This is a genomic window from Stenotrophomonas sp. X (assembly GCF_055721025.1).
On record NZ_CM146756.1, the window covers coordinates 2,017,821 to 2,042,733 of the forward strand.

The 24,913-nt window shown below is 67.3% G+C and carries 25 protein-coding genes; all 25 read right to left on the reverse strand.

The window, feature by feature from the left end; all coding sequences use genetic code 11:
• Position 1: 1 nt before the first annotated feature.
• Positions 2-400, reverse strand: a complete 399-nt coding sequence (fliO, locus tag ACZ75I_RS09245; protein ID WP_176556944.1) for a flagellar biosynthetic protein FliO — start codon at positions 398-400, stop codon at positions 2-4.
• Positions 401-417: 17 nt separating this feature from the next.
• Positions 418-753 carry a flagellar motor switch protein FliN gene (fliN, locus tag ACZ75I_RS09250; RefSeq protein WP_005409543.1) on the reverse strand — a complete coding sequence of 112 codons (336 nt, stop codon included), beginning with the start codon at positions 751-753 and terminating at the stop codon, positions 418-420.
• Positions 750-1,754 carry a flagellar motor switch protein FliM gene (fliM, locus tag ACZ75I_RS09255; protein WP_005416434.1) on the reverse strand — a complete coding sequence of 335 codons (1,005 nt, stop codon included), beginning with the start codon at positions 1,752-1,754 and terminating at the stop codon, positions 750-752. Before fliM ends, fliN begins: the two co-directional genes overlap by 4 nt.
• A gap of 10 nt (positions 1,755-1,764) precedes the next feature.
• Positions 1,765-2,280, reverse strand: a complete 516-nt coding sequence (locus ACZ75I_RS09260) for a flagellar basal body-associated FliL family protein (RefSeq protein ID WP_005416435.1) — start codon at positions 2,278-2,280, stop codon at positions 1,765-1,767.
• A gap of 128 nt (positions 2,281-2,408) precedes the next feature.
• Positions 2,409-3,578, reverse strand: coding sequence for a flagellar hook-length control protein FliK (locus tag ACZ75I_RS09265; RefSeq protein ID WP_180870865.1), 1,170 nt, complete (start codon positions 3,576-3,578; stop codon positions 2,409-2,411).
• The gene (fliJ, locus tag ACZ75I_RS09270) at positions 3,578-4,045 is read right to left on the reverse strand and encodes a flagellar export protein FliJ (protein ID WP_005416437.1); all 468 of its coding nucleotides are present in this window, start codon (positions 4,043-4,045) and stop codon (positions 3,578-3,580) included. Before fliJ ends, ACZ75I_RS09265 begins: the two co-directional genes overlap by 1 nt.
• A gap of 3 nt (positions 4,046-4,048) precedes the next feature.
• Positions 4,049-5,434 (reverse strand): FliI/YscN family ATPase, encoded by a 1,386-nt coding sequence (locus ACZ75I_RS09275; RefSeq protein WP_111200872.1) that lies wholly within the window; start codon positions 5,432-5,434, stop codon positions 4,049-4,051.
• Complete coding sequence (locus ACZ75I_RS09280) at positions 5,431-6,072, reverse strand: FliH/SctL family protein (protein WP_472959008.1); 642 nt, start codon at positions 6,070-6,072, stop codon at positions 5,431-5,433. The genes ACZ75I_RS09275 and ACZ75I_RS09280 overlap by 4 nt, the downstream gene beginning before the upstream one ends.
• Entirely contained in the window at positions 6,069-7,055 is a 987-nt protein-coding gene (gene fliG / locus ACZ75I_RS09285; protein ID WP_024958226.1) for a flagellar motor switch protein FliG, read from the reverse strand. Before fliG ends, ACZ75I_RS09280 begins: the two co-directional genes overlap by 4 nt.
• Before the next feature lie 7 nt (positions 7,056-7,062).
• Positions 7,063-8,709 (reverse strand): flagellar basal-body MS-ring/collar protein FliF, encoded by a 1,647-nt coding sequence (gene fliF, locus ACZ75I_RS09290; protein ID WP_061478713.1) that lies wholly within the window; start codon positions 8,707-8,709, stop codon positions 7,063-7,065.
• A gap of 13 nt (positions 8,710-8,722) precedes the next feature.
• Positions 8,723-9,088: a flagellar hook-basal body complex protein FliE gene (gene fliE, locus ACZ75I_RS09295; protein WP_061478712.1), complete on the reverse strand. Its 366-nt coding sequence runs from the start codon at positions 9,086-9,088 to the stop codon at positions 8,723-8,725.
• A 428-nt stretch (positions 9,089-9,516) separates the two neighbouring features.
• Positions 9,517-9,933 (reverse strand): hypothetical protein, encoded by a 417-nt coding sequence (locus ACZ75I_RS09300; RefSeq protein ID WP_472959009.1) that lies wholly within the window; start codon positions 9,931-9,933, stop codon positions 9,517-9,519.
• Between the two features lie 186 nt (positions 9,934-10,119).
• Entirely contained in the window at positions 10,120-11,622 is a 1,503-nt protein-coding gene (locus tag ACZ75I_RS09305) for a sigma-54 dependent transcriptional regulator (RefSeq protein ID WP_134969353.1), read from the reverse strand.
• A complete protein-coding gene (locus ACZ75I_RS09310) occupies positions 11,619-11,996 on the reverse strand; it encodes a response regulator (RefSeq protein WP_005409556.1) in 378 nt (125 codons plus the stop codon). The genes ACZ75I_RS09305 and ACZ75I_RS09310 overlap by 4 nt, the downstream gene beginning before the upstream one ends.
• A gap of 14 nt (positions 11,997-12,010) precedes the next feature.
• Positions 12,011-13,420 (reverse strand): RNA polymerase factor sigma-54, encoded by a 1,410-nt coding sequence (gene rpoN, locus ACZ75I_RS09315; RefSeq protein ID WP_180868018.1) that lies wholly within the window; start codon positions 13,418-13,420, stop codon positions 12,011-12,013.
• 283 nt (positions 13,421-13,703) lie between these two features.
• A complete protein-coding gene (locus ACZ75I_RS09320; RefSeq protein WP_005413261.1) occupies positions 13,704-14,336 on the reverse strand; it encodes a response regulator in 633 nt (210 codons plus the stop codon).
• 92 nt (positions 14,337-14,428) lie between these two features.
• Entirely contained in the window at positions 14,429-15,007 is a 579-nt protein-coding gene (locus ACZ75I_RS09325) for a PilZ domain-containing protein (protein ID WP_061478708.1), read from the reverse strand.
• A complete protein-coding gene (locus ACZ75I_RS09330; RefSeq protein ID WP_005416446.1) occupies positions 15,004-15,297 on the reverse strand; it encodes a hypothetical protein in 294 nt (97 codons plus the stop codon). The genes ACZ75I_RS09325 and ACZ75I_RS09330 overlap by 4 nt, the downstream gene beginning before the upstream one ends.
• Positions 15,294-15,710, reverse strand: coding sequence for a flagellar export chaperone FliS (gene fliS, locus ACZ75I_RS09335; protein ID WP_005416447.1), 417 nt, complete (start codon positions 15,708-15,710; stop codon positions 15,294-15,296). Before fliS ends, ACZ75I_RS09330 begins: the two co-directional genes overlap by 4 nt.
• Positions 15,711-15,838: 128 nt before the next feature.
• Positions 15,839-17,254 (reverse strand): flagellar filament capping protein FliD, encoded by a 1,416-nt coding sequence (gene fliD / locus ACZ75I_RS09340; protein ID WP_061478707.1) that lies wholly within the window; start codon positions 17,252-17,254, stop codon positions 15,839-15,841.
• Between the two features lie 440 nt (positions 17,255-17,694).
• Positions 17,695-18,864 (reverse strand): flagellin, encoded by a 1,170-nt coding sequence (locus ACZ75I_RS09345; RefSeq protein ID WP_061478706.1) that lies wholly within the window; start codon positions 18,862-18,864, stop codon positions 17,695-17,697.
• An 86-nt stretch (positions 18,865-18,950) separates the two neighbouring features.
• Positions 18,951-20,141 carry a flagellin gene (locus ACZ75I_RS09350; protein ID WP_134968531.1) on the reverse strand — a complete coding sequence of 397 codons (1,191 nt, stop codon included), beginning with the start codon at positions 20,139-20,141 and terminating at the stop codon, positions 18,951-18,953.
• A gap of 72 nt (positions 20,142-20,213) precedes the next feature.
• A complete protein-coding gene (locus ACZ75I_RS09355; RefSeq protein WP_061478704.1) occupies positions 20,214-21,431 on the reverse strand; it encodes a flagellin in 1,218 nt (405 codons plus the stop codon).
• Between the two features lie 399 nt (positions 21,432-21,830).
• Positions 21,831-23,033 (reverse strand): flagellar hook-associated protein FlgL, encoded by a 1,203-nt coding sequence (flgL, locus tag ACZ75I_RS09360; RefSeq protein WP_053496687.1) that lies wholly within the window; start codon positions 23,031-23,033, stop codon positions 21,831-21,833.
• Positions 23,030-24,910: a flagellar hook-associated protein FlgK gene (gene flgK, locus ACZ75I_RS09365; protein ID WP_061478701.1), complete on the reverse strand. Its 1,881-nt coding sequence runs from the start codon at positions 24,908-24,910 to the stop codon at positions 23,030-23,032. The genes flgL and flgK overlap by 4 nt, the downstream gene beginning before the upstream one ends.
• Positions 24,911-24,913 lie beyond the last annotated feature (3 nt).

Sequence of the window (24,913 nt, forward strand, 5' to 3'; positions counted from 1 at the left end):
GTCAGGGATCCTTGCGCAGCCGCTGCTGCAGCAGCTGGGCGAAATTCGGCAGATTCTTGAAGTCCGGCACGCGCACCGGCGCCGGTGGCGGCAGCGGTTCGGGCAGGGTGTGCAGGGTGTTGATGCCGCCGGCGGTGACGCCCAGCAGCAGCTGCTGGCCGTTGACCTCCACCACCACCACGCGTTCCTTGGCACCGACACTCAGGCTGGCCACCACCTTCATGCCTTCGGCCGGGCGGAAGCCGCTGCCGGGCATGCGCTTGAGCAGCCAGCCCAGGCCGATCACCAGTGCCAGTACCGCCAGCAGCGCCAGCACCGCACCGAACAGGCTGGGTGCGGCGGCCGCATGCTGGCCGACCTGCGGGCCGACCGGCGCGGCGGCCTTGCCGACCGCCAGCAGAGTGGAGGCCAGCAGGCTCAACGCAGTCTCCGGATACGCTCGCTGGGGCTGACCACGTCGGTAAGGCGCACGCCGAAGCGGTCATTGATCACTACTACTTCGCCGTGGGCGATCAGGGTGCCATTGACGAACACGTCCAGCGATTCGCCAGCACCGCGCTCCAGTTCCACCACCGACCCCTGGTTGAGCTGCAGCAGGTTGCGGATCGGCAGGCGGGCACGACCGACTTCCAGTGACAGGGTCACCGGCACATCGAGGATCACGTCCAGGTTCAGGTCCGGACCATTCGCCTCATCGGCCTGCAGGCTGCTGAACTGGGCCGGGGTCGGTTCGAGGGCGTCGATATCGTTCATTGCGGGTCTTCCTGGATGACGGGTACGCGCGGGCGGGTGCCCGGCGGATGGGTAGCGGTGATCTTCACGGCGTTCATGCCGTTGGCGATGCCGAACTCGCCGGTGAACACGGGGATGTTCTCCACGCACAGCGGCACCTGCGGGCTCAGCTCGATCGGCAGGATGTCGCCGACCTTCAACTGGGTCAGGTCGCGCAGGGTCATGCGCTTGCTGGCCAGCACGCTGGACAGGGTGACTTCGGCGACGTTGAGCTGCTCACGCAGGGTCTTGCCCCAGCTCTCGTCGCGGTCGTTGCGGTCGCTCTGGATGCCGGCGTCGAGCAGTTCGCGGATCGGTTCCAGCATCGAGTAGGGCAGGGTGACGTGGATGTCGCCGCCGCCACCGTCGAGCTCGACGTGCAGGCGGCACACCACCACGTACTCGCGCGGGGTCACGATGTTGGCGAAATGCGGGTTGATCTCCGAGTTGATGTACTCGAAGTCGACATCCATCACCGGTGCCCACGCTTCGCGCAGATCGGCGAAGGTCTGCTTCAACAGCAGGTGGATCACCCGCATTTCAGTAGCTGTGAACTCGCGGCCCTCGATGCGGGTGGGGTAGCGCCCGTCGCCGCCGAAGAAGTTGTCGACGATGGCGAACACCAGGGTCGGCTCGAACACGATCAGGCCGGTGCCGCGCAGCGGCTTGAAGCGGATCAGGTTCAGGTTGGTCGGTACATACAGCGAGTGCATGTAGTCGTTGAACTTGATCAGTTCGATGCCGCGCACCGACAGTTCGGCCGAGCGGCGGATCAGGTTGAACAGGCCGATCCGCCACAGGCGCGCGAAGCGCTCATGGACCATTTCCAGGGTCGGCATGCGACCGCGGATGATGCGGTCCTGGCTGGCGAAGTCGTACGAGCGCGCTTCGCCTGACGGGGGTTCCGCATCGGTCTCGACCGCGCCACTGTCCACGCCGTGGAGCAGGGCATCGATCTCGTCCTGGGACAGCAGATCATTCATCGGTGGGCCCTTACTGGGTCACGAAGCTGGTGAACAGCAGATCGTCGGCGCCGTTGCTGCCGGTCTCGGCCTTGAGCACCTTCTGCACCTCGGCCAATGAGGCGGCCTGCAGCTTCTGCTTGCCGGCGACATCGGCGATCTGGTCCGGGCTGACCTGCGAGAACAGCATCAGCAGGCGCGCACGGATGGCCGGGGCGTGGGTCTTGATCGCTTCCAGCGCGGCCGGGTCGCGGGTCATCAGCTGGACCTCCAGCTGCAGGTAACGTGGGCCGTCGACCGGGCCATTGAGGTTGACCACGAAGGCCGGATCCAGTGCGAAGTACTGTGCCGGGGCTGGGGTCGCGCTCTTCTTCGGCGCCTGTGCGGTCTTCTCTTCGTGCTTGGACTGGGTGAAGAACCACACGCCGCCACCGGCAGCAGCGGCGGCCAGTACGGCCACCAGCGCGGTGATCAGGATCGGACTACGCGGCTTGGCGGCCTTGTCCTTCTCGGCGGTCTTCTTGGTTTTGTCAGCGGCTGCGGCCACGGGGTGAAGCTCCTGAGGGTTGCTTCACCGGGATATGCAAGGGGTGTGCCGAAGGCCGGGCAGCGGGATGCGACGGAATTCCGTCGGAAACCTGTGCCGGTAGGTGCCAACCTTGGTCGGCACGCCTGTCAGGCGTAAGCGTCCAGCAGTCCGCGCTGGCGGATCAACTGCGCCGACGACACGCTGGCGTCGCCCGGCGTCGGTTCTCCGTCGCCGATGATGCCGCTGCCACCGGGATGGCCCGGCGCATTGCCGCCACCGCCCGGTGCCTGGTGGCCGACATCGGCGTGGGCCAGCTGGAAGCCCTGTTCGCCCAGCAGCTCGCGCAGGCGCGGCAGGCTGCTTTCCAGCGCTTGCCGAACGTCCACGTGCGGGCTGCTGAAGCTGGCATGCACCTTGTCGCCGTTCAACTGCAGGCGCACGTCGACCGGGCCCATGTCGTCCGGGCTCAGGCGGATGTGGGCGTGGCCGATCTTCTGGTCGGCCAGCCAGCCCAGGCGTGCGCCGATGGCCTGGTCGAAGCCATCGTCACCCAGCACGGGCTTCGGCGTCGGTTCGCCATTGAAGATCGCGTTGCCGGTGGCGAGCGCCGCCTTGAGGTCCTGTACGGCGGCCGCTGGCGGTGAGTGCAGCAGGGGTACGCTGGTGCGGTCGCCAAGTGCAGCCACGTCGCTGCCTTCGCCACGCTCGGCGCGCTTGCCGGGCAGGATCATCTCCGGCAGTGGCAGCGCCGTGGCATCGTCCGCGCTGGTCGCCGCCGGTTTGCCGTCAGCCGCCGCTGGGGTTGTGGTAGCCGTCGCCGGCGCGTCTGCAGGCAGTGTCGGGCTCGTGGCGGGGGCAGCAGCAGGCAGCGCGCTACCGTCGCTGGCCAGCGCCGGTGCAGCGGTGGTCGGCAGCGCAGCGGCCGGATCGGCAGGCATCGGCATCGCCAGCACCAGGCCGGCCAGGCCGGGCGGTGGCCACGGGGCGTCCTCGGTCGCGGCGGGCTTGTCCTTTTCGGTGCCGGGTCCAGCCGGGGTCACGGCAACCGGCGGCAGTGACGGCGTTTCAGCAGTTGCCGCTTCGGCGTCCGCGGTGCGTTCACCCGGTGCCTGGCCATTGCTGTCGGCGGTCGATGGTTGGCTCGGCGTGGATGGCATCGGTGTCGTGGCGCTGCCGGCTGGCGTGGGTGCAGACGGTGCGCCGCCCTGCAGCAGCTGGCTGAAGTCCTTTCCGCCTTCGCTGCGCGAGGCGCGTGCGGCACTGTTGCTGGTGGCGGGCGTGGCCGTGTTGGCGCTGCTGGCGAGCGGGGCGGGCATCACGAGCGGCCTCCCTGCTCGGCGCCGTCCTGGTCTTCGGCCTGCACCAGGCGTGCACGCCGTGCGCCAATGTCGTCCATCTCGCGCTGGTCGCGGCGGTCGGTCACCACCTTTTCCTGCGCCCGGTAGCTGGCGGCCAGCTGCTCCAGCACCGCCTTGTCACGGCTGGCCAGGATCAGGCGTGCGCGCTCGGCCTCCACTTTTTCGCGGTTGCCATTGACCGTGGCCTGCTGCTGCTCGACCGCGCTGTCCAGTCGATCGAGGAAGGCGCGGCGGTTGAGCAACTGTGCCGGGCTGGTCGCCGCCATCTGTGCGTTGGCGTACTCCTCGGCATAGCGGCGCAGTTCGTCCAGTCGCGAGAGATGGGTGTCGAGCACGCGCTGGCGTTCGGCCAGGTCGCGGGCGACCGCGTCCTCATGTTCCTGGGCCCGCTTGAGCAGGGGATCGATGCGCTTGGACTGGTTCATGGCTTAACTCTCTTGTTCCACCAGGCGCTGCAGCGCCGCCTGGCTGTGCGGGAGATCTGCGGCCTTGGCAACGTCCTGGCCGAGGAACTCCATGATTTCCGGCCAGCGTTCCAGGGCTTCGTCGGTGGCCGCGTCGTTGCCGCGCTGGTAGGCACCGATCGCGATCAGGTCCCGGTTGGCCGAGTAGGCCGAGACCAGTCGCTTCAACTTGCGGATGCGCAGGCGCCACGGTTCGTCGGCGATTTCCGTGACCACGCGGCTGACTGACGATTCGACGTCGATGGCCGGGTACAGCCCGCTGTCGGCCACGCGGCGCGAGAGCAGGATGTGGCCATCGAGGATCGCGCGCGCGGCATCGGCGATCGGATCCTGCGGATCATCGCCTTCGGTCAGCACCGTGTAGAACGCGGTGATCGAGCCACGGCCCTTGGCGCCATTGCCGGCGCGTTCGACCAGTGCCGGCAGCTTGGCGAACACCGACGGCGGATAGCCGCGGGTGGTCGGCGGCTCGCCGACCGACAGCCCGATCTCGCGCTGCGCCTGGGCGAAGCGGGTCAGCGAGTCCATCAGCAGCAGTACATTCAGGCCCTGGTCGCGGAACCACTCGGCAATGGCGGTGGCGCGGTAGGCACCATGCAGTCGCGCCAGCGGCGGCCGGTCGGCAGGGCTGGCGACCACCACGGCGCGGCGCAGGCCTTCCTCGCCCAGCGTGGTCTCGACGAAATCGCGCACTTCGCGGCCACGTTCACCGATCAGGCCGACCACGATCACGTCGGCGGCGGTGTAGCGGGTCATCATGCCCAGCAGCGTCGACTTGCCGACGCCGGAGCCGGCGAACAGGCCGACGCGCTGGCCGCGGCCGATCGGCAGCAGCGCGTTGATCGCGCGCACGCCCACGTCCAGCGGCTGGGTGATCGGTTCACGCGCCAGCGGATTGATCGACACGCCGGCCATGCCAACATGGCCTTCGGCGCGGATCGGGCCCTTGCCATCCAGCGGCACGCCGTCGCTGTCGATGACGCGGCCGAGCAGGCCTTCGCCCACTTCCACGCCGCCCCGTCGCGCCGATGGCACCACCCGGGCGTTGGGCAGCAGGCCATGCAGTTCGGCGCTGGGCATCAGGTAGGTGCGTTCGCCGGCGAAGCCGACCACTTCGGCGTCGACCCAGCCACCATCGACCACTTCCACCTTGCAGCTGGCACCCAGCGGCGCTTCGCAGCCGACCGCTTCCAGGGTCAGCCCGACCGCACGGCGCAACACGCCCTCGCGGATCAGGCCACGACCATGCGCGGTGTCCACGCGCAGGCCCTCCAGGCGCCGGGCCAGGCGCAGGTTGCGGGCCACGGCCCAGTCTGCCGGCGGCGGAGTGGTTTGTGGTCCGGCACTCATGCCGTCGCTCCGGTCTGGCGGATCACCGCATCCAGCGCACCGCGCAGGCGGGCTTCCAGGGTGCCGTCGATGCGCACGGCTTCGGCGTGCACGCGCAGGTCGCCACGGCTGAGGCTGGTATCCGGTACCAGGCGCTGCGCCGGTGAAAGGTTCAGCAGCGGGGCGAGGGCAGCGATGTCATCCGGGTGCAGCCGCACTTCCACCTCGCGGGTGCTGCCGCCCACGGCGTCGATCGCTTCGCCGACCAGCTGCGCCAGCAGTGCCGGCTCGGCTTCGTAGGCGCGGCCGACCAGTGCGCCGGCAATGCGCACCGCCAGTTCGCCGAGCGCACCGACCACTTCGTTCTCCAGCCGCACCAGCGGCCGGCTGAAGTTGTCCAGGATCCCTTCGATCTGCGCGGCGAGGCGACGTACTTCGGCCTGGCCCTGGCCGTAGCCGTCGGCATGGCCCTGTTCGAACCCTTCCTTCTCGGCGCTGTCCTGGATCGCCTGGATCTCTTCAAGGGTCGGCAGCTGCAGCGGCGGCTCCGGTTCGTGCTCCGGATCCGGCTCGGTGAGTGCGAACGCATCCTCCTGCTCCAGCACCGGTTCGGGCTGGGCCAGCAGGTCCGGGGCAAGCCAGCGCACGACGTTGCTCACAGCATGGCCTCCGCGCTGCCACCGATGGTGACGGTGCCTTCATCGGCCATGCGCTTGACGATGGCCAGGATCTCGCGCTGCGCGCCTTCCACGTCGGACAGGCGCACCGGACCGCGAGCCTCCATGTCTTCGAGCAGGATTTCGGCCGCGCGCTGCGACATGTTGCGGGTGATCTTGTCGCGCACCTTGATGTCGGCACCGCGCAGGGCCAGGCCCAGGCGCTCGCCGCTCACCTCGCGCAGCACCAGCTGCATCTCGCGGTCGTCCAGGTCGACCAGGTCGTCGAACACGAACATCAGGTCCTGGATGCGGTTGCTCAACGGCGCATCGATGCGCGCGATTTCGCCCAGGATCGCCTGGTCCTGGCCACTGTCCATGAAGTTCAGGATGTTGGCTGCGCACTGCACGCCGCCGATGTTGGACGACTTCAGGTTCTGGTTGCCGGCGAACTGGCGCTCCATGATCTCGTTGAGTTCATTGAGCGCGTTCGGCGGAATACCGTCGAGGGTGGCGATGCGCAGCAGCACATCCACGCGGGTACGGTCGGGCAGCAGCTTCAGCGCGTCGGCAGCCTGGTCGGTTTCCAGGTGCGCCATCACGATGGCGATGATCTGCGGGTGCTCGTTGCGCACCAGGTCGGCCACCGCACGCGGGTCCATCCACTTCAGCGCGTCCAGGCCGGTGGTGTTGCGGCCGAGCAGGATGCGGTCGATCAGGTTGCCGGCCTTCTCGCTGCCCAGCGCCTGCACCAGCATGTTGCGGATATAGTCGTCAGAGCCGACGCCCAGCGAGGTCTTCGAGCCCAGTTCCTGGCCGAACTGGTCCATCACCCGTTCCACCTGCTCGCGGGTGATGTCGGTCATGGTGGCCATGGCGATGCCGATCTTCTGCACCTCCTTGGGTTCCATGTGGCGCAGCACTTCGGCCGCATCCAGCTCACCCAGCGAAAGCAGCAGCACGGCCGCGCGCTGTACACCGGTCAGTTGTGCCTCAGTCATTGGCCACCCAGCCCTTGACCACCTGGGCCACGCGCTTGGAGTCGGTCTTCACGGCTTCACGCGCCATCCGCAGTCGTTCCTCATATGAATCCACCGGCAGTGCGAGCGCATCCGGTCCGCCCAGGCTTGCCCGGTCGGTGCCCAGCGCCGGCAGCGGCATGCCATCGTCATCCACCAGCTGCACGTCCGCGGTGTGCGGCTCCAGTGCCTGCGGGTCGTCCTTCCTGTTCTGGCCGGTGATCGCGCGCAGCGCCGGGCGCAGTACGCCGAACAACAACGCCAGCACCACCACCGCGCCGAGGAGCATGCGGCCGGCATCGTGCACCCATGGCAGTTCCCACCAGGCCGGGCCTTCGACCGGCGTGGTGTCACGCACGAACGGGGCATTCATCACCGACACGGTGTCGCCACGCTCGGCGTTGAAGCCGACGGCCTGCTTCACCAGCGCCTCGACGCGGGTCAGTTCCGCGGCCGACAGCGGTTGCGGGCTGACCTTGCCGTTGGCACCGGCGCGCGGCACGTTGTCCACCAGTACCGCCACCGACACGCGCTTGATGCGGCCGGCCGGCTGGCGGGTGTGCTGCAGGGTGCGGTCCAGCTCGTAGTTGCGGGTGGCGTTCTTGCTGCTTTCGGTCGGGGCCTGCGCGGTGGCCGGCGCGGCCTGCTGGCCCGGCGGGCTGTTGCTGGTGGCACCCGGCACGCCCTGCGGACCCGGCGTGCTGGTGGTGTTCTCGCTCATCTGCTCGCTGCGCAGCTTCTGCGGTTCACCGTTGTAGAGCTCACGGGCTTCCTCGGTCACCGAGAAGTCCATGTCCACGCTCACTTCCGGATTGACCCGGCCAGGGCCGGTCATCGGCTCCAGCAGCTCGCGGATGCGCTGGTTGAACGAGGTTTCCTGGCGTCGCACCTGCTCGAACTGCGCGGCGTTGACCGCCGCCTCGCTGTTCGGGTCGGTGATGCTGAGCATGCGCCCGCTCTGGTCGACCACGGTCACCCGTTCCGGCGCCAGGTCCGGAATGCTGGCCGCGACCATGTGCACGATGGCGTCCACCTGGCTGCGTTCCAGCTGCTGGCCGCCACGCAGTTCCAGGGTGACCGAGGCGCTGGCCACGTCACGCTGGCGGGTGAAGGCGCTGGGCTTGGGAATGGCCAGATGCACGCGTGAATCACGTACCGGGCGCAGCGTGTTGATGGTGCGCGACAGTTCTGTTTCCAGCGCGTGCTGGTAGCGCGCGCTTTCCACGAACTGGCTGACGCCGAAGCCCGGATCGCGTTCCATCAGCTCGAAGCCGAGCTTGCCGCTGTCGGTCAGGCCGGAGCCGGCCAGCTTCAGGCGGGCGTCGTGCAGGTTCTTTTCCGGCACGGTGATGCCACCGGTGGCCGGATCGAGCGCGAACGGAATCTGCGCCGCGCGCAGCAGGTCGGTCGCTTCAGCGGTCGCCTTCTGGTCCAGGCCGGTGTACAGCGGGACCATGCCCGGCTTCTGTGACCAGAAGAACACGGACAGGCCTGCCGCCACCGCCACCGCGATCATCGCCATCAGGCCCAGCCGACGGGTGATCTGCAGACTCTGCAGGCGGTCGAACCATTGCCCGGCCTTCTCGGCGTTCAGGCTGTCCTTGGAGAGCGTCAGTGCCATGCGTCAATGTTCCTTACAGCGGCATGTTCATCACGTCCTGGTAGGCCTGGACGAGACGGTTGCGGACTTCCACGGTGGCGCGGAAGGCGATCTGGGACTGCTGTGAGGCGACCATCACCTTGGCCAGGTCGGCGCTGGGGTCGCCCATTTCGAAGGCCTTGGCGAGGGCGCCGGACTTCTGCTGCGCATCGTTGACGCCGGCAATCGCACCACGCAGGGTTTCGGTGAAGCTGGCCGGCTGGGCCTGCGGCGCGTCCAGCACCGTGCCCGGCAGGGCGTTGCTGCGCGGCGCTTCGCCCAGCGGGTTGAGCGCCGGCTGTCCCATCTGGGTCTGATAGGAGCGGATCTGCGAAAGGATCGAAGTGACGGAGTGGGACATCTGCAACGGTTCCAGAAACAGGGATGGGGTTGTCTGCTGGAACCAGTGCAAGTGCCGTGCCGAAACCGGTTTTCGATTCAGTGAAGTGAGGGTTGTGGGTGTGCTGGCAGGGCTGCACCCTGCACCCGCCGACGCGACGTCAACATCAACGTCAAAATCGGGCTATCCGTGGGGTGGCGGGGGTGGTCCGGTTGCGGGGGACGCCGTGAATACGTCCCTGTAGGCTCGGTCGCGCCATCCATGGCGCTCACGCCCCCGCAACCGGACCCACCCCGCCTTCGACAGTTGGCCGCGATCTGTTGGAACCTGCTGCTGATGGTGGGTGCCGACCGTTGGTCGGCACTAATCGGATGGGGTCAGATCCCGTTGCAACGCAACGGGCTCTGACCCCGGTCGTGGCGCCATTTATCCGGCGTCGGTTTTCTGGCCTATGGGTGCAGGGTCCAGCGGCCGGAATTCTGGCGCTGGCGCGGGGCGACGGGGCCGTCGTGCTGGGTGTAGATGAAGCGACCCTGGCGGTCGCTCTGGCAGGTCAGCAGCAGGGTGTAGTGGGCGGGACCGGCCGGGTGGGCCTCGGTCATCTGGATTTCCGCGATATGCGGGGCCAGCCGCTGGTAGCGGTAGCTGCCGCCGATGCGCAAGTCAGTGCCGAGGATGTCCAGCACGTACTGGCTGCCGGCAAAGCTGAGCTGCACCATGCGTCCGGCGTTGGGGTTGTCCGGGGCGTACAGCGGGTCGCTGAGGTTGGTGAACTGGCGCTGGTCCAGCGTTGCGGGCAGGGTGCAGTTGGCGGCAGTGACCAGGGCCGGGTAGAGCAGGCTGGCGAGCAGGGCAAGGCGATGCATGGTGGAACCTCCTTGGGTGTGTCCTTGCCATGCTCCGCACTGCGGCCGTGTTGTCTCTAGGAAAACATGCAAAAGCAATGGGCTCAGATCGCGTTCCGTAGCAAAGGGATGTGAGCCCAGGCGCCAGAAACACCAACGCCCGGGCAAGCCCAGGCGTTCGTGCCCCCTTCATGCTGGCGATGCGTTTCAGCCGGCCAGTTCGGCCTGCTCGCGCTCGATGCCGTACTTGCGCAGCTTTTCCACCAGGGTGGTGCGGCGCAGGCCGAGCAGCTGGGCGGCGTGGGCGACCACGCCCTGGGTGCGTTCCAGTGCTTCGTTGATCAGGCCCAGTTCGATGTTGGCCATGTGGTTGCGCAGGTCCATGCCTTCGTCGGGCAGCGCCGCCGGCGCCGCCGGGCGATTGACGGCGATGCCGTGCTCCAGCGCCGGCTGGTTGCCGCTGCCCGGGGTATGGAACGAGAAGCTGCGCAGGTCCAGGCGTTCTTCGCTGGCGACCGGCTGTGCCGGTGCCGGCGTGGCGGCGGCCAGTGCCGCATCGCCACGGTAACGGGCCGGCAGGTCCTGCACGCGCACCGAACCACCCGGATGCAGCACCGCCAGGCGCTCGACCAGGTTGGTCAGCTCGCGCACGTTGCCCGGCCATTCGTAGCCGGCAAGGGCCTGCAGCGCTTCCGGGGTGAAGCGCACTTCGCCACGGCCGGTGCGGGCCAGCTGCGCGGCGATGGTTTCCACCAGCGCTGGCAGGTCTTCGCGGCGCTCGCGCAGTGCGGGCACTTCGATCGGGAACACGTTGAGGCGGTAGAACAGATCCTCGCGGAACTTGCCCTCGGCGATGCGGGTCTCCAGGTCGCGGTGGGTCGCGGCCACCACGCGCACGTTGCAGCGGATGGTCTGGTTGCCGCCGACGCGCTCGAAGCTGCGTTCCTGCAACACGCGCAGCAGCTTCACCTGCATCGGCAGGCTCATGTCGCCGATTTCGTCGAGCAGCAGGGTGCCGCCCTCGGCCATTTCGAAACGGCCCTTGCGCGCGGTCAGCGCGCCGGTGAAGGCGCCCTTCTCATGGCCGAACAGTTCGCTTTCCAGCAGGTCGGCCGGAATGGCGCCGCAGTTGATCGCCACGAACGGGCCGTCACGGCGCGGCGAGCGCTGGTGGATGGCGCGCGACACCACTTCCTTGCCGGTACCGGATTCGCCCAGCACGAGCACGGTGGTATCGAATGCGGCAACCTGCTCGATCATCGTGCGCAGGGCGGTCACTGCCGGGCCGTTGCCGGTGGGCCCCTGGTCCTGGGCGGCGCCTGCCTGGTGCTCGGCATCCAGGCGCTTGAGGCTGGCGCGGCGCAGCAGGGCTTCCATCTGTGCGTGGCGCAGCGGCGTTTCCAGCGGCCAGATATTCGCTTCATGCAGCCCGTGCTGCCGGGCAAACACTGCAGCATCACCATCGGCCAGCAGCACCGGAGGCGGCAGGCTGCTGCCGCCCAGCCAGTTGTACAGCGCGGTGCTGGCGGGGCTGTCGTCCAGGCTGCCGACGATTACCGCCATCCAGTCGTTCTGGCGCTGCCGGCCCAGGTCGAAGTCGGCCGCGTCGGACACCCAGCGCGGATTGAAGTCCATGAATTCCAGCAGGGCAACGGTACGCTCTGCGCGCACGGCGTCGTTGTCCAGCACCAGGATGCGCGATTCACTCACGACTGTTCCTCCCTGAGGCCTTCCAGGATCGGCATCACTTCCTGGATGTAGGACAGCTTGCTGACAAAGTTGTCGGCACCGGCACGCAGCGCGTGTTCGCGGTGCTCGGCGTCATCGAAGTGGCTGGCGATCACGATGTACGGTGCATCGTCCTGCGACTTGATCAGGCGGGTGGCCTGCAGGCCACCCATCTCCGGCATGGCCAGGTCCATCAGCACCACCTGCGGGCGGAGCGTTTCCGAGCGCTCGATCGCTTCCAGGCCGTTGCCGGCACTGCCGACGATCTGCAGCCAGTCGATCTTGCGGAAATGGCGCATCGCCGCGTTGATGAAGCCCTCGTGGTCATCGACCAGCAGGACCGTGAGCTTGTTCATGTCCAACATCCTTTTCAGCCCACCCGGGCCAGCTGCGGTTGCCTGGCGCTGAGCCGGCGCCGTTCGCGGGCCGGGGCGATATCCAGTTGTTCTCGGTATTTTGCGACGGTTCGGCGGGCAATGTTCACCCCCTGGCGTGACAGCAGGCCGGCAATGGCCTCGTCGGCCAGCGGACGGCCGGCGGGTTCGGCGTCGATCAGGCGGCGGACCATGGCTTTCACCGCCTGGCCGGAGACGCTGGCGCCTTCCAGGCGCACCGCGAAGAAGTGCTTCAGTTCGAAGGTGCCGCGCGGTGTCTGCAGGAACTTGCCGGTGGTGATGCGTGAGACGGTGGACTCGTGCATGCCGATTTCCTCGGCCACTTCCTTCAGGGTCAGCGGCGCCATGGCCTCTTCGCCACGGACCAAGAAGGCGGCCTGGCGCTCGACGATCACCCGCGCGGTGCGCAGCAGGGTGTCGTAGCGCATCGACAGGCCGCGGCTGAACCAGCGCGCCTCCTGCAGCATCTCGCGCAGTGCCGGCGCGGCTTCGCTGGTTTCGGCCAGCGCCTGTTCGTACTGGCTGTTGATCGAGACGCGGCGGCTGGTGGCCGGGTTCAGTGCCACCTTCCACTGCCCATCGGCATGCCAGGCGAGCACGTCCGGTACCACCACCGCATTGCGTTCGGGCAGCAGGCTGTCGCCGGGGCGCGGCTGCAGCGAGAGGATCAGGCGCACCGCCTCGCGCACGTCGTCGATCTCGGCGTCGTGCTGGCGGGCGAGGGCGGGGTAGTCGTGCGCGGCCAGTGCCTCGAGCGCGCCATCGAGGATGCGGGCGGCCAGGTGACGCGCGGGGACCACGCCGTGCAGGCTGCGCAGTTGTGCCTGCAGGCCTTCGCGCAGGTCCTGCGCAGCCATGCCAGCCGGTTCACCGTGCAGCAGCTGCTGGCGGATGGCCTCGACGCCTTCGGCGGCGATGTCGAACTGGGCGCTGGCCAGCAGCTGCAGCTGCGCCAGTGGCGCCTGCAGGTAGCCGGCCTCGTCGCAGTGGTCGAGCCAGAACGCGGCCACCGCCAGTTCGCGGTCGTCCATGTCCAGCGCCAGGCGCTGCAGCACGCGCAGCTGAGGGTCGGTCGACTCACCGGCGGCAATGCGCGCCATGCGGTCGTCGTCGCCGTCCTGCCAGCTGGCGCCGGCCACGTCCCACATCGAAGACTCCGGCAGCTCGTCGAAAGCGGCGGTTTCCAGCGTGGTGGCGCTGACCTCGGTGGCATCAGCGGCAGGCGCTTCGGCCTCTTCGATCTCCAGCAGCGGGTTGGAGTCCAGCAGGCGCTGGATTTCCTGTTCCAGGTGCAGGCCATCGAGCTGCAGCAGCCGGATCGACTGCAGCAGCTGAGGGGTGAGGTGAAGTTGTTGGCCCAGCTGGGTCGAGAGTGCAGCCTTCATCGTGGTTCCCCGGCGCCGCTCCCCGGCGCCTTGTGGAACGCATCTTGCTTTTGATCCGGCGTGGGCGGAATCGGGGGGTTCCTGAGGGGGTTCGTGGTTGTCCCGACAGGATGTAGGGGTTACCCCTACATTGGCTCGGGATATTGACGAAGCGGGCCGCCAAGTCATTGATTCGTCGTGCCGAAGCGGCGGGGTTCGCGACGGCCGGTGTACGGATTCCTGTCAGGGAATGTCGGGGTGACGGGAGTTCGTCGTCAGTGCAGGGCCTTGCCCGCCACTGGCGCTACTCCAGCTCATGCTGGTGGCGCGCGGCCAGCAGCAACAGGTCATTGGCGCGGCGGCAGCCCAACGACTCCATCATGCGTGCGCGATGGGTTTCCACCGTCTTCACGCTGATGCCCAGGTCCGCGGCGATTTCCTTGTTGCTTTCGCCCTTGCCGATGCGGCGCAGGATCTCGCGCTGGCGCGGCGACAGCGCGGCAATGCCGGTAGGCTTCTCGCGGCCCAGCATGGGGGCCAGCATCTTGGCCGAGATCTGGGGACTCAGGAACACCTGGCCGGCATGCGCGGCGCGCAGCGCCAGTTCCAGCTCCTGCGGTGCTGCATCCTTCACCACGAACCCGACCGCGCCACGATCCAGGGCATCGCGCACATGCGCGGCATCGTCGTGCATGGTCATCATCACCACCCGGGTGCCGGGGGCGCGCAGGCGGATGTCGCTGAGCGCTTCCAGGCCGGTGCGGCCCGGCAACGAGAGATCCATCAGCACCACATCCGGCGCATGCTGCAGGGCCAGCTGCAGTGCCTGTTCGGCGTTGCTGGCCTCGGCGACGAGCTGCACGTCGGCAAACCCCTGCAGCAGCCGCGCCAGGCCGGCGCGGACGAGGGTGTGATCGTCGACGATGAGAACTCGCACAGGCACGCAACAGATCCGTGTAGGGGAGTCCACCTTAACTTAGCTGAACGGGCGCGCCAAGGCTTGCCCGCCAAGCGTGATGGTGGCAGCTTTCAGCGCGCCCGACGTGCCTCGGCCACCTGCCGGCGGTGAAGTCGGAACAGGTGCCGCTCCATGGCCATTTCCAGGCCGTCGCCCAGGCGCTGGAAGCGCAGCCACAGGAAGTGGCCGCCGCCGCCGTCGGCTGCCTCGGCGATCACTTCCACCGGCAGGTCGATGTGGTCGGGCAGCCAGTCGCTGGGCTGCAGGCGCACCACGCCGGCCTGGCCGGGGCTGGCACCGCTGCGCGGGCCCAGCTGCAGGCGGATGCCACGGCGCGACCAGCGCACCGGGCGCAGGGGCAGTTCCAGGCCCTGCTGGCGCACCAGGCGGCCGAGCAGCACCATCGCCAGGTCCAGCTTGGCTTCAAGGCGTTGCAGCTGCAGGGTGGCCTCGTTGCGTTCGTCGTGCTCGTCAACACGGCTGTCCTCGACCAGTGCCAGGCTGCGCAGCAGGCCTTCGGCACCGCTGGTGCGTCCGGCCGCGCTGCCCGCCTGGAACTCGGCCGGCAGGGCCAGCTCGCAGCTGAGCGTTTCGTCGAACAGCTCGCTTTCCGCAGGATGGTGCAGCGACGTGGTCGGCAGCTGGGTCATGCCAGCGATTCTGCCTGCAGGTAGGCATGGGCGGCGCGAAGAGAGCGCTGGCCGTCATTCATCAGTGCGGCCGCTGCATCGCGGCGCTGGCGCAGCAGGCCGAGAAGGCTCTGCTGGCGCTCGAACAGGGCGCTCAGCGGCGCGTGGTCCGCAGCGGTCAGCGGCTGGCTGAGCAGGGCATGCAGGGTGCTGTCGTGCCCGTCGAGCAGGCTGTCGGCCTGGTCCAGGGCATCATCGCCCAGTGCCTTCTCGAAGGCATCCAGCTGCGCGTGCAGTTCGGGCAGGCTCATGGCGCCACCGCGGCCGGCCGGCGCTGTTCGTGCGGGATCGCGTTCCAGGCGCTGTCGATCTCGCCCAGCAGCTGCAGCGATTCATCCAGCGCGGCGCGGTCGTTGTGCAGGTTGGCTTCGGTGAGGCGCTGCAGCACGTAATCGTACAGGGCCGACAGGTTGCCGGCGATCTCGCCGCCGGCCTCATGGTCCAGCGAGCCGTTGAGGTGTCCGACGATCGCGCAGACTTCGCCGATCGCCTTGCCCTTGCCGGCCTGGTCGCCGCGCTCGAGGCTGGCCAGGGCGCGACGCACGCGCTCCAGCGCGCCGGCCAGCAGCATCGCCACCAGCTTGTGCGGATCGGCATCGGCGACCGCACTGGTCACTCCCACCTGGCGGTACTGCTCGGCATATTGACGGCTGGAACCGTACATTCGTGATTCTCCTTGCGCGGGGTGCCGTCGGGTGATCGTGGGGATCGGTGCCGGCGGCGCGGCGATGATTGCTGTTGCGTCCGTTATCGGTGCATTGCGCGGCAAACTTGAGTGCCACGCACGCATCGTCAGCGGTTCAACTGTGCCAGCTGCTGCTGCAGCGCCGTGTTGCTCTGCTGCAACTTGCCCATCAGGCTGTCCAGCGCGATGAACTGCTTCTTGTAGCGCTCTTCCACGCTCTTCATCCGCGTGTCGAGATCCTTGCGGCGCTTGTCGATGTTGTCCAGCGTGGTGTTCAGGCCTTTGGTGCGCGCGACGAACGCGCCTTCCTTGCCGACCGTGGTGCTGACATAGCCGTCGACCAGCGTGTACAGCTTGCCGGCACCGCCGGAATCACCGGTGATCGCCTGGCGCATCTTCTCCGGCTGGCTGGCCAGTGCGGCGGCGAACTTGGTGGTGTCCAGGATCAGCGTGCCGTCGGCATTGGGGTAGCCGCGGGTATCCAGACCGATCGCCTTGGCATCGAGCTTGTCACCGGCCAGGTCCTTGAGCACGCTCGACATCACCGAGCGCAGCTGGCTGGTGGCGCCGCGCATCTGCGCATCGCCGGTCAGCGTGGAGGCTTCCTTGGTCTTGGCGTCGTACTTGGTTTCGGTGTTGATCGCCGCCAGTGCGGCGTTGTAGGCCGTTACGAACTCCTGCATCACCTTGGTGGCCGCCGCAGTGTCGGTGCTGATGGTCACCGTGCTGGTGCCCGGCATCTTCAGGTTCAGGGTCAGCCCCGGAACCGCATCGGCCACGGTATTGCTGGCGCTGACGACCTTCACGCCATCGATGGTCAGCTCGGCGTCGGCGGCGGCGGTGTTCTGCTTCAGGCTGTTGACCAGCCCCCCCAGCTTGGCGTCGCTGCCTGCGTACTCGAGCTTGATCGCGTTGGCGGCACCGGTCTTCTCCTGGGCGATCGACAGGTACTGGTTGTCGCCGGAGCTGATCAGGGTGGCCTGCACGCCTTCCTTGCGGCCGGCCGCATCGATCTTGTTGCGGATGGTGGTCAGCGTGTCGCCGTCCTCCACCTCCACGTTCATGGTCTTGGCCTTGTCGCCCACGCCAACGGTCAGCGTCAAGGTTCCGGCAGCAAACGTGTCGGTCTTGGGTACCGAAGTATCGGCGATCAGTTTGTGCGCGGTGGCCAGCGAGGTGACATTGACCACGTGCGTGCCGTTGGAGGCCGCAGCCTTGGTGGTGCCAACGTCATACAGCGCGACCGACGCCGTCAGGATCTCGTCGGTGCCCTTGTCGCCGCCTTTGCTGGCGGTCACCGTGCGCGTGTCGAACGCGGTGGTGGCCTTCAGTGCGGTCAGCGCCGTCTTCAGCTTGTCGAAGGCCGAAGTGATGGTGCCGATCGACGACAGCTGCATCTTGGCCTTGGACTGCTGCAGGTTCAGCGCATTGTCGGCGGGCTTGCGGTCAGCTGCGACCAGCTGGTTGACGATGCTGGAAATATCCAGTCCCGAGCCAATGCCACCGTATCCAAAGTCTGCCACGTCGTTTCTCCTGGTATCCGGGCCCGGCCGTCGTGCGCTGGCCCGTCGTCAACGAAAATAGCGGCCTGCGCCGCTGGGTCTTGAGGACTCGTTGATGCACGTGCCGTGCCACTCGCCTGGCGCAGGTTCTGGCACGCGGGTTGCAGGAGAGCTGGGGCAGGGTGCGGGTGGGTTCACCGCGGGCTGCCGGGAGTCTGCAAAAAGCCCTCCCCCAATGCAGGGGAGGGATCAGGCTACTGACAATCGGGGGGAGACGAAGCCGCCCGGTACGTACAGTCAAAGGTACAGCGCTGAAAGAGAGGTCCGCAGGAGCGGGCGATGCCAAGCCGGTTCGGGACTGATCCCGGGCCGGGCATGGCCCGCGCCTTCGTGCATCGTGGCTTCCCGGTTGCCGCTACCGTCGGTTCGACCCGACGGTAGCGGCGCCTTCTTGCCGTGGATCAGCGCAGCAGGCTGAGCACGCCCTGCGGCACCTGGTTGGCCTGGGCCAGCATGGCCGTACCGGCCTGCTGCAGGATCTGGGTGCGGGTCAGCTCTGCGGTTTCCTTGGCAAAGTCGGTGTCCTTGATGCGGCTGCGCGATGCCGACAGGTTTTCCGACGAGGTCTGCAGGTTGGCCACGACCGAGGTGAAGCGGTTCTGGATCGCACCGAGGTCGGCGCGGGTGCTGTTGATCGCACCCAGGGCCTTGTCGACCACTTCCATCGCCTGCTGTGCACCCTTCACGGTGGACACGTCGATCTTGTCGGCGAACTTGGCGGTCGGCGCGGCACCTGCGGTGAACCCAGCGATGGTGCTGCTGAAGGCCGTGAAAGCACCGGCATTGTTGACGCTGTCCTTGACCGAGGTCAGGGTGAGCGCGCCGGCCGCGTCGGCTTCGGCATAGACGCCGGTCTCGCCGATCTTGGCATTGATCGCGGTTGCGACGGCCTTGCCGGCTGCCGCGGTGTTGGCGGCCGCATCGCCGACGCTCTTCACGGTCATCGCGTCGAAGTTGACGACGGTGCCCTTGCTGTCGGTGATGGTGAACGCGGCAACAGCGGTATCAACGTTGTCGGCACCGGTGACGGCAGCAGTGGCCGTGGCGAACTGGGCACCACCGAGGGCGTTGGCCTTGGCGTCGATGGTCTTGTCGATGGCGATGGCCTGGCCGGCGTTGGCGCCGACCTGGAACAGCTGGCTGGAGAACGAGCCGTCCAGCAGCTTGGTGCCGTTGAAGTCCGACTGCTTGGCGACGCGGTCGATTTCCGAGACCAGCTGGGTCACTTCGGCCTGCAGCGCCTTGCGGTCGCTGGCCGAATTGGTGGCGTTGGCGGCCTGCACCGACAGCTCACGGACGCGCTGCAGGTTGTTGCCGATTTCGGTCAGCGAACCTTCGGCGACCTGGGCCAGCGAGATGCCGTCGTTGGCGTTGCGGATGGCGACGTCGGTACCGCGGATCTGCGTGCCGAAGCGCTCGGAGATCGCCAGGCCGGCGGCGTCGTCCTTGGCGCTGTTGATGCGCGAGCCGGAAGACAGGCGCTGGATGGTGGTGGCCAGCGAGCTGCCGCTGGTGCTCAGGTTGCGCTGAGCATTCAGGGACATGGTGTTGGTGTTGATGACTTGTGCCATGGTGCTTTTCCTTTGGCGAAGGTGGAACGTGTTTCAGAAGCCGGGCGGCGGTTCAGATGCCACCCGGCGGTCGATCAGGGAGCGGATCAGCGCAGCAGGCTGAGCACGCCCTGCGGCACCTGGTTGGCCTGGGCCAGCATGGCCGTACCGGCCTGCTGCAGGATCTGCGTGCGGGTCAGCTCTGCGGTTTCCTTGGCGAAGTCGGTGTCCTTGATGCGGCTACGCGAAGCCGACAGGTTCTCCGACGAGGTCTGCAGGTTGGCCACCACCGAGGTGAAGCGGTTCTGCACGGCGCCCAGGTCGGCACGAGTGCTGTTGATCGCACTCAGGGCCTTGTCGACCACTTCCATCGCCTGCTGTGCGCCCTTGACCGTGCTGACGTCCAGGTCGCTGGCGAACTTGGACGCCGGTGCGGCGGTCGCCAGCGTGGCGGTGAAGGTCGGTGCGGTAGCGCCGGTCCAGGTGCCCACCGAAGCGGTGATGGCCTTGAACGAGCCATCGGCGTTGACGCTGTCCTTGACCGAGGTCAGGGTGACGCCAGCGGTGCCGTTCACTTCGGCGTAGACACCGGTCTCACCGATCTTGGCGTTGATGGCAGTCACCAGCGCCTCGCGGGAGGCCTTGCCGGTGGCAGCGGCGTCGGCACCCTGCTTGACATCGACGTCGGCGATGGTGACGCCATTGATCTGCAGGCCAGTGACCTTGAAGTCGGCGTTGGTGCCCGGGTCGGCCAGGGCCAGCGAGTTGGTGTCGAACTTGGCGCCGCCCAAGGCGTTGGCCTTGGCATCGATGGTCTTGTCGATGGCGATGGCCTGGCCGGCGTTGGCACCGACCTGGAACAGCTGGCTGGAGAACGAACCGTCCAGCAGCTTGGTGCCGTTGAAGTCCGACTGCTTGGCGACGCGGTCGATTTCCGAGACCAGCTGGGTCACTTCGGCCTGCAGCGCCTTGCGGTCGCTGGCCGAGTTGGTGGCGTTGGCGGCCTGCACCGACAGCTCGCGGACGCGCTGCAGGTTGTTGCCGATTTCGGTCAGCGAACCTTCGGCAACCTGGGCCAGCGAGATGCCGTCGTTGGCATTGCGGATGGCGACGTCGGTACCGCGGATCTGCGTGCCGAAGCGCTCGGAGATCGCCAGGCCGGCGGCGTCGTCCTTGGCGCTGTTGATGCGCGAACCGGAGGACAGGCGCTGGATGGTGGTAGCCAGCGAGCTGCCGCTGGTGCTCAGGTTACGCTGAGCATTCAACGACATCGTATTGGTGTTGATGACTTGTGCCATGAGGAGAGGTCCTTGAGCGGTTGCACGTGAGTTGGGTCAGACGCCCCCGACGTGCCCCGGGGGCGGCTCATGTCAGCGCTGCAACAGGCTGAGCACGTTCTGCGGTACCTGGTTGGCCTGGGCCAGCATGGCCGTACCGGCCTGCTGCAGGATCTGGGTGCGGGTCAGTTCGGCGGTTTCCTTGGCGAAGTCGGTATCGCGGATGCGGCTGCGCGATGCGGACAGGTTCTCCGAGGAGGTCTGCAGGTTGGCGACCACCGAGGTGAAGCGGTTCTGGATCGCGCCGAGGTCGGCGCGGACGCTGTTGACCGATTCCAGGGCCTTGTCGACGATCGACATCGCCTTCTGTGCGCCTTCGGCGGTGGTGACGTTCAGGTCCTTGACGAAGCTGGCCGCTGCACCGGTCAGGGTGCCGCCGTCGGTGCTGGTCTCGGTCAGGCCCAGGCCGGCAATGGTCGCGGCGGTGACGCCGGCCGGCGGGGTTGCTGCGCTGACGCCCAAGGCGAAGGTCTGGCCATCCTTGACCGAAGCCAGGCTGATGACGCCGGCATTGACCGAGGCCACCACGCCGGTTTCACCCAGCTTGTTGTTGATCGCCGCAGCGGTGGCCGAGGTGATCGACTCGCCGGCCTTCACGGTGAAGTCGCTGATGGTGACCGTGGTGGCGGTGCCGCCCGGCGGGGTGACCGAGACCTGCAGGCCGGAGTAGGTGGTGTCGGCCGTGGCCTTGTCCACCGCCAGCGCAGTGCCGGTGTAGCCGTTGGCGAAGGTGGCAGCCCCCAGCGAATCGGCCTTGGCGTTGACCACGCTGTTGATGGCGATGGCCTGGCCGGCGTTGGCGCCCACCTGGAACAGCTGGCTGGTGAAGCTGCCGTCCAGCAGCTTGGTGCCGTTGAAGTCGGCCTGCTTGGCCACACGATCGATTTCCGAGACCAGCTGGGTCACTTCAGCCTGCAGGGCCTTGCGGTCGCTGGCCGAGTTGGTGGCGTTGGAGGCCTGCACGCCCAGTTCGCGGATGCGCTGCAGGTTGTTGCCGACTTCGTTCAGCGAACCTTCGGCGACCTGGGCCAGCGAGATGCCGTCGTTGGCATTGCGGATGGCCACGTCCAGGCCACGGATCTGGGTGGTGAAGCGCTCGCTGATGGCCAGGCCGGCCGCGTCGTCCTTCGCGCTGTTGATGCGCAGGCCGGACGAGAGGCGCTGGATGGTGGTGGCGAGCGAGCTGCCGCTGGTGCTCAGGTTGCGCTGAGCGTTGAGCGACATCGTATTGGTGTTGATTACCTGTGCCATGGGGTCGTCTCCTCTTATATGGAACCCGTTGGTGAATGAAACGAAGCGCCGCCTGTTTTTTTGTGTGGCTGTGTGCTTCGCCGTTGCCAAATGAATAACGGCGCTTTGTCAACAACCTTTAGCCGTGAATTCCGCTGAAGCCGGAATTCGTTGCCTGAAGCTGTTTTCCCGGGGTTTTCAGCCCTGTTGCCAGGATGGAAGCGACCCCGGGAGGGGCGGTCGGGCAGGGCCTGACCAGCGCTGATGAAGGTATCGGCGGGGTGCGACCCGGCTTGATGGGCAATCACGGAAAATCGGCCGGAGATGGCCAGAGGGCCGCGTGGCGGCGGGCAGGCCCGCAAACGAAAAAGGCCGCGATGCAGGGCATCGCGGCCTTTCAGGGGTGACGCAGGAGAGGCGTCAGCGCAGCTTGTTGAACAGCGACATCGACTGCATCTGCGAGAAGATCGTCTGCGCCGCCTGCAGTGCGGTGCTCTGCAGCTGGTACTGGCTCAGTGCATCGGCGTAGTCCAGGTCGCGCATCTGCGACAGCGTGGTCTTCAGGGTCACGCCATTGGCCTCGCGCATCTCCGCCGCGTTGTCCAGCGCCTTCAGCTGCGCGCCTCCCGCAGCGCGCGAATCGATCATCCGCTCCGAGGCGCGCGCCACGTCGCGCAGTGCGCTCTGCAGCTGATTCTGCTGCGCAGTCATCTGCGCGGTGGTACCGGTGTCGGCACCCAGCGCGGCGACCAGGTTGTCCATGGTGGCGAAGATGTCGCGGCTGCTGGCGGCCTGTACGCTGAAGCTGTCGCCCGCTGCGGGTGCGCCGGTGATGCGCAGGCGTACACCGTTCACTTCCAGATCGTCGCCAGCCTTGTAGGTGCCGGTGCCGGTCACGTTGCCCGCACCATCCACCACCTCGTACTGGGTGCCGGTGGTGAAGCGCACGCTGAAGCCCTGGCCGTTCCAGCTGTCGCTGCCGTCGCGGGTGATGTTGGTCAGCACGCCGTTGCCGGTGTTGCCGGCCGCGGCGCTGCCGTCAACGAAGCCGTCGCCGGTAGGGATGCGCATGAAGATCTCGCTGCCGGGCAGGGCGTCGCGCACATAGGTATCGGGGCCGACTTCAACCTGGCGCTGGGTCTGGTCGCCGCGATAGACGACCTTGCCGTTGATCTTGGCAAACGGCGGGTCACCGTCGTTGGTGCCACCGAACACATAGCGGCCGGTACCATCGTCGGCGTTGGCCAGCGACAGCAGGCCATCGCGGATCTGGTTGACTTCGGTGATCAGCGTCTTCTTGTCCGCCGCGCTCAGCGCCGGATTGCTGGCCTGGATGGTCAGATCGTTGACGCGCGCCATCAGGTCGTTGACCTGCGCCAGGGTGTTTTCCTGCACGCCCAGGCGGTTCTGCACATTGCCGGCGTTGAGCTTCATGCGGTCCAGTGCGGCCAGGCTGCGGTCAAGGCCGACTGCAGTGCCGGCGGCAACCGGATCGTCCTTGGCGCTGACGATCTTGCTGCCAGTAGCGATCTGCTGCTCCAGGTGGCTGAGCTTGGCCTGCTTGGCCATCATCAGCGACACCGACTGGTTGAACATCATGCTGGTGGAGATGCGGCTGCTCATCGGCGGACGGCTCCCAGGATGGTCTGGAACATGCTGTCGGCGGTGGAGATCAGCTGCGAGGCGGCCTGGTAGGCCTGCTGCAGGCGCAGCATGTCGGCGGCCTCTTCGTCCAGGTTCACGCCGGAGACCTCGTCGCGGGCTTCCTGTGCCTTGTCATTGATCACCAACTGCGCATCGAGCGAGTACTCGGCCGAGCGGGCGGCGGCGCCGACCTGGGTGGTCAGGCCACCCAGTGCACCGTTCAGTGTCACTGTTCCGGCGTTGAAGGCCTTCGTGCTTTCCACCTTGGCCAACCTGGAGGCGTTGCTGTTGTCCGACGAACCGGCCGGGGTCGGGGTGATGTTGAAGGTATCGCCCACCTTCGGCGCACCGTCCAGTACGAAGCTCCAGCCGTTGGCACTGATGGTCTGGCCAGGCGTATAGGTCTGAGGCGGGCCACCGTCGATGGTGTAGGTGGTCGCCGAGGTGAACACGATCGCCGACGGATTGCGCAGGTTCGCGTTGGCCGAATCGGTGACGGTGACGCCGCTCAGCTTGCCGGTACCGGTGTTGGCGGTGGCGGCTGCGCCCTTGACTGCGGCGGCCGCGGCAATGCGCGACGGATCGGTGATGGCCATCTCCAGGCTGCCGGCCACGCCAGCGGTGGGCTGCAGCAGGAAGCGGTCATTGGCTGCCGGGGTGCCGCCGACGACCAGGTTCACGCCGTTGATCACCAGCGGATCGGCGGCGGTGCCGGTACCGGTCAGGGGAATGCTGGCGCCGGTGTCGGCGCGGCTGGCCTTCCAGGTGGTGCCATCGAACTGCAGCACCACGTTCTGCGCGTCCAGTTTGCCCAGGTCGCCATAGGTGGCGCTGAGGCTGGCGGTTCCGGTATTGCTGTTGTTGCCGGTCACGCGCGGGCTGCCGATGGTGAAGAAGTCCCCGCCCATCTGGCCATACAGATCCACACCCTGGTGGTGGACCTGGTTGAAGCTCTCGGCCAGACCCACCGCCAGCTTGCCCAGTTCGGCCTGCGCAGGCGTCAGCACGGTGTCGCGGAATTCCAGCAGGCCCCCGATCTGGCCACCGACCGCTTTCGGGTCGAGACGGATGGTGTTGCCCTGGGTCTCCAGTGCCAACTGCAGGCGCTCGGGCTGGTACGGATCGGCCACGGTGGTGACCTTGGTCGCCGTGGTGCCCACCACCAGCGCGTTGCCGCCGGCAGTGTAGACATTCATGATGCCGCCGTCCTGGATCACCGCGGTGCCACCGGTGTAGCCGATCAGCTGGGTGATCAGCTGATCGCGGCGGTCGAGCAGGTCCGGTGCAGCCGAGGCGATGTTGGTTCCGATGGCACCGTTGATCTGCGCGATCTCCTGCGCAAGGCGGTTGACCTCGGTCGCACCGGCCAGCAGGCCGTTGTTGACCTCGCTGTTGAGATTGTTCAGGTGCGTGTTGAGCTGCACGAAGCGGTTGGCCAGCGCCTTGCCACCGTCGAGCATGTTCTGGCGGTCGGCGGTGCCGGCCGCGTTGGACGACAGGCCACTGACCGAGTCGAAGAAGTTCGACCAGACGCCGGCCACGTTGGTGGCAGCATCGGAGAACAGCGCGTTGACCCGGTCGGCCATGCCCGAAAGCTGCTTCAGGCGCGCCAGCTCACCGCTGCTGTCGAGCAGGCGCGAGATCGCCAGCTGGTCGGCCGTGCGACGGATGTCAGTGATGCGGGTGCCGTTGCCGACCGTGCCGTAGCCATAGTTCTGTGGATCGGCGGTGGCGAAGTTGACCTTCTGCCGGCTGTAGCCGGGTGTATTGAGGTTGGCCACGTTGTGGCTGGTGGTCGCCAACGCTCGCTGGAAGGCGAGCAGGGCACCGGTACCGGTGGAAAGTACGCTGGACATGGT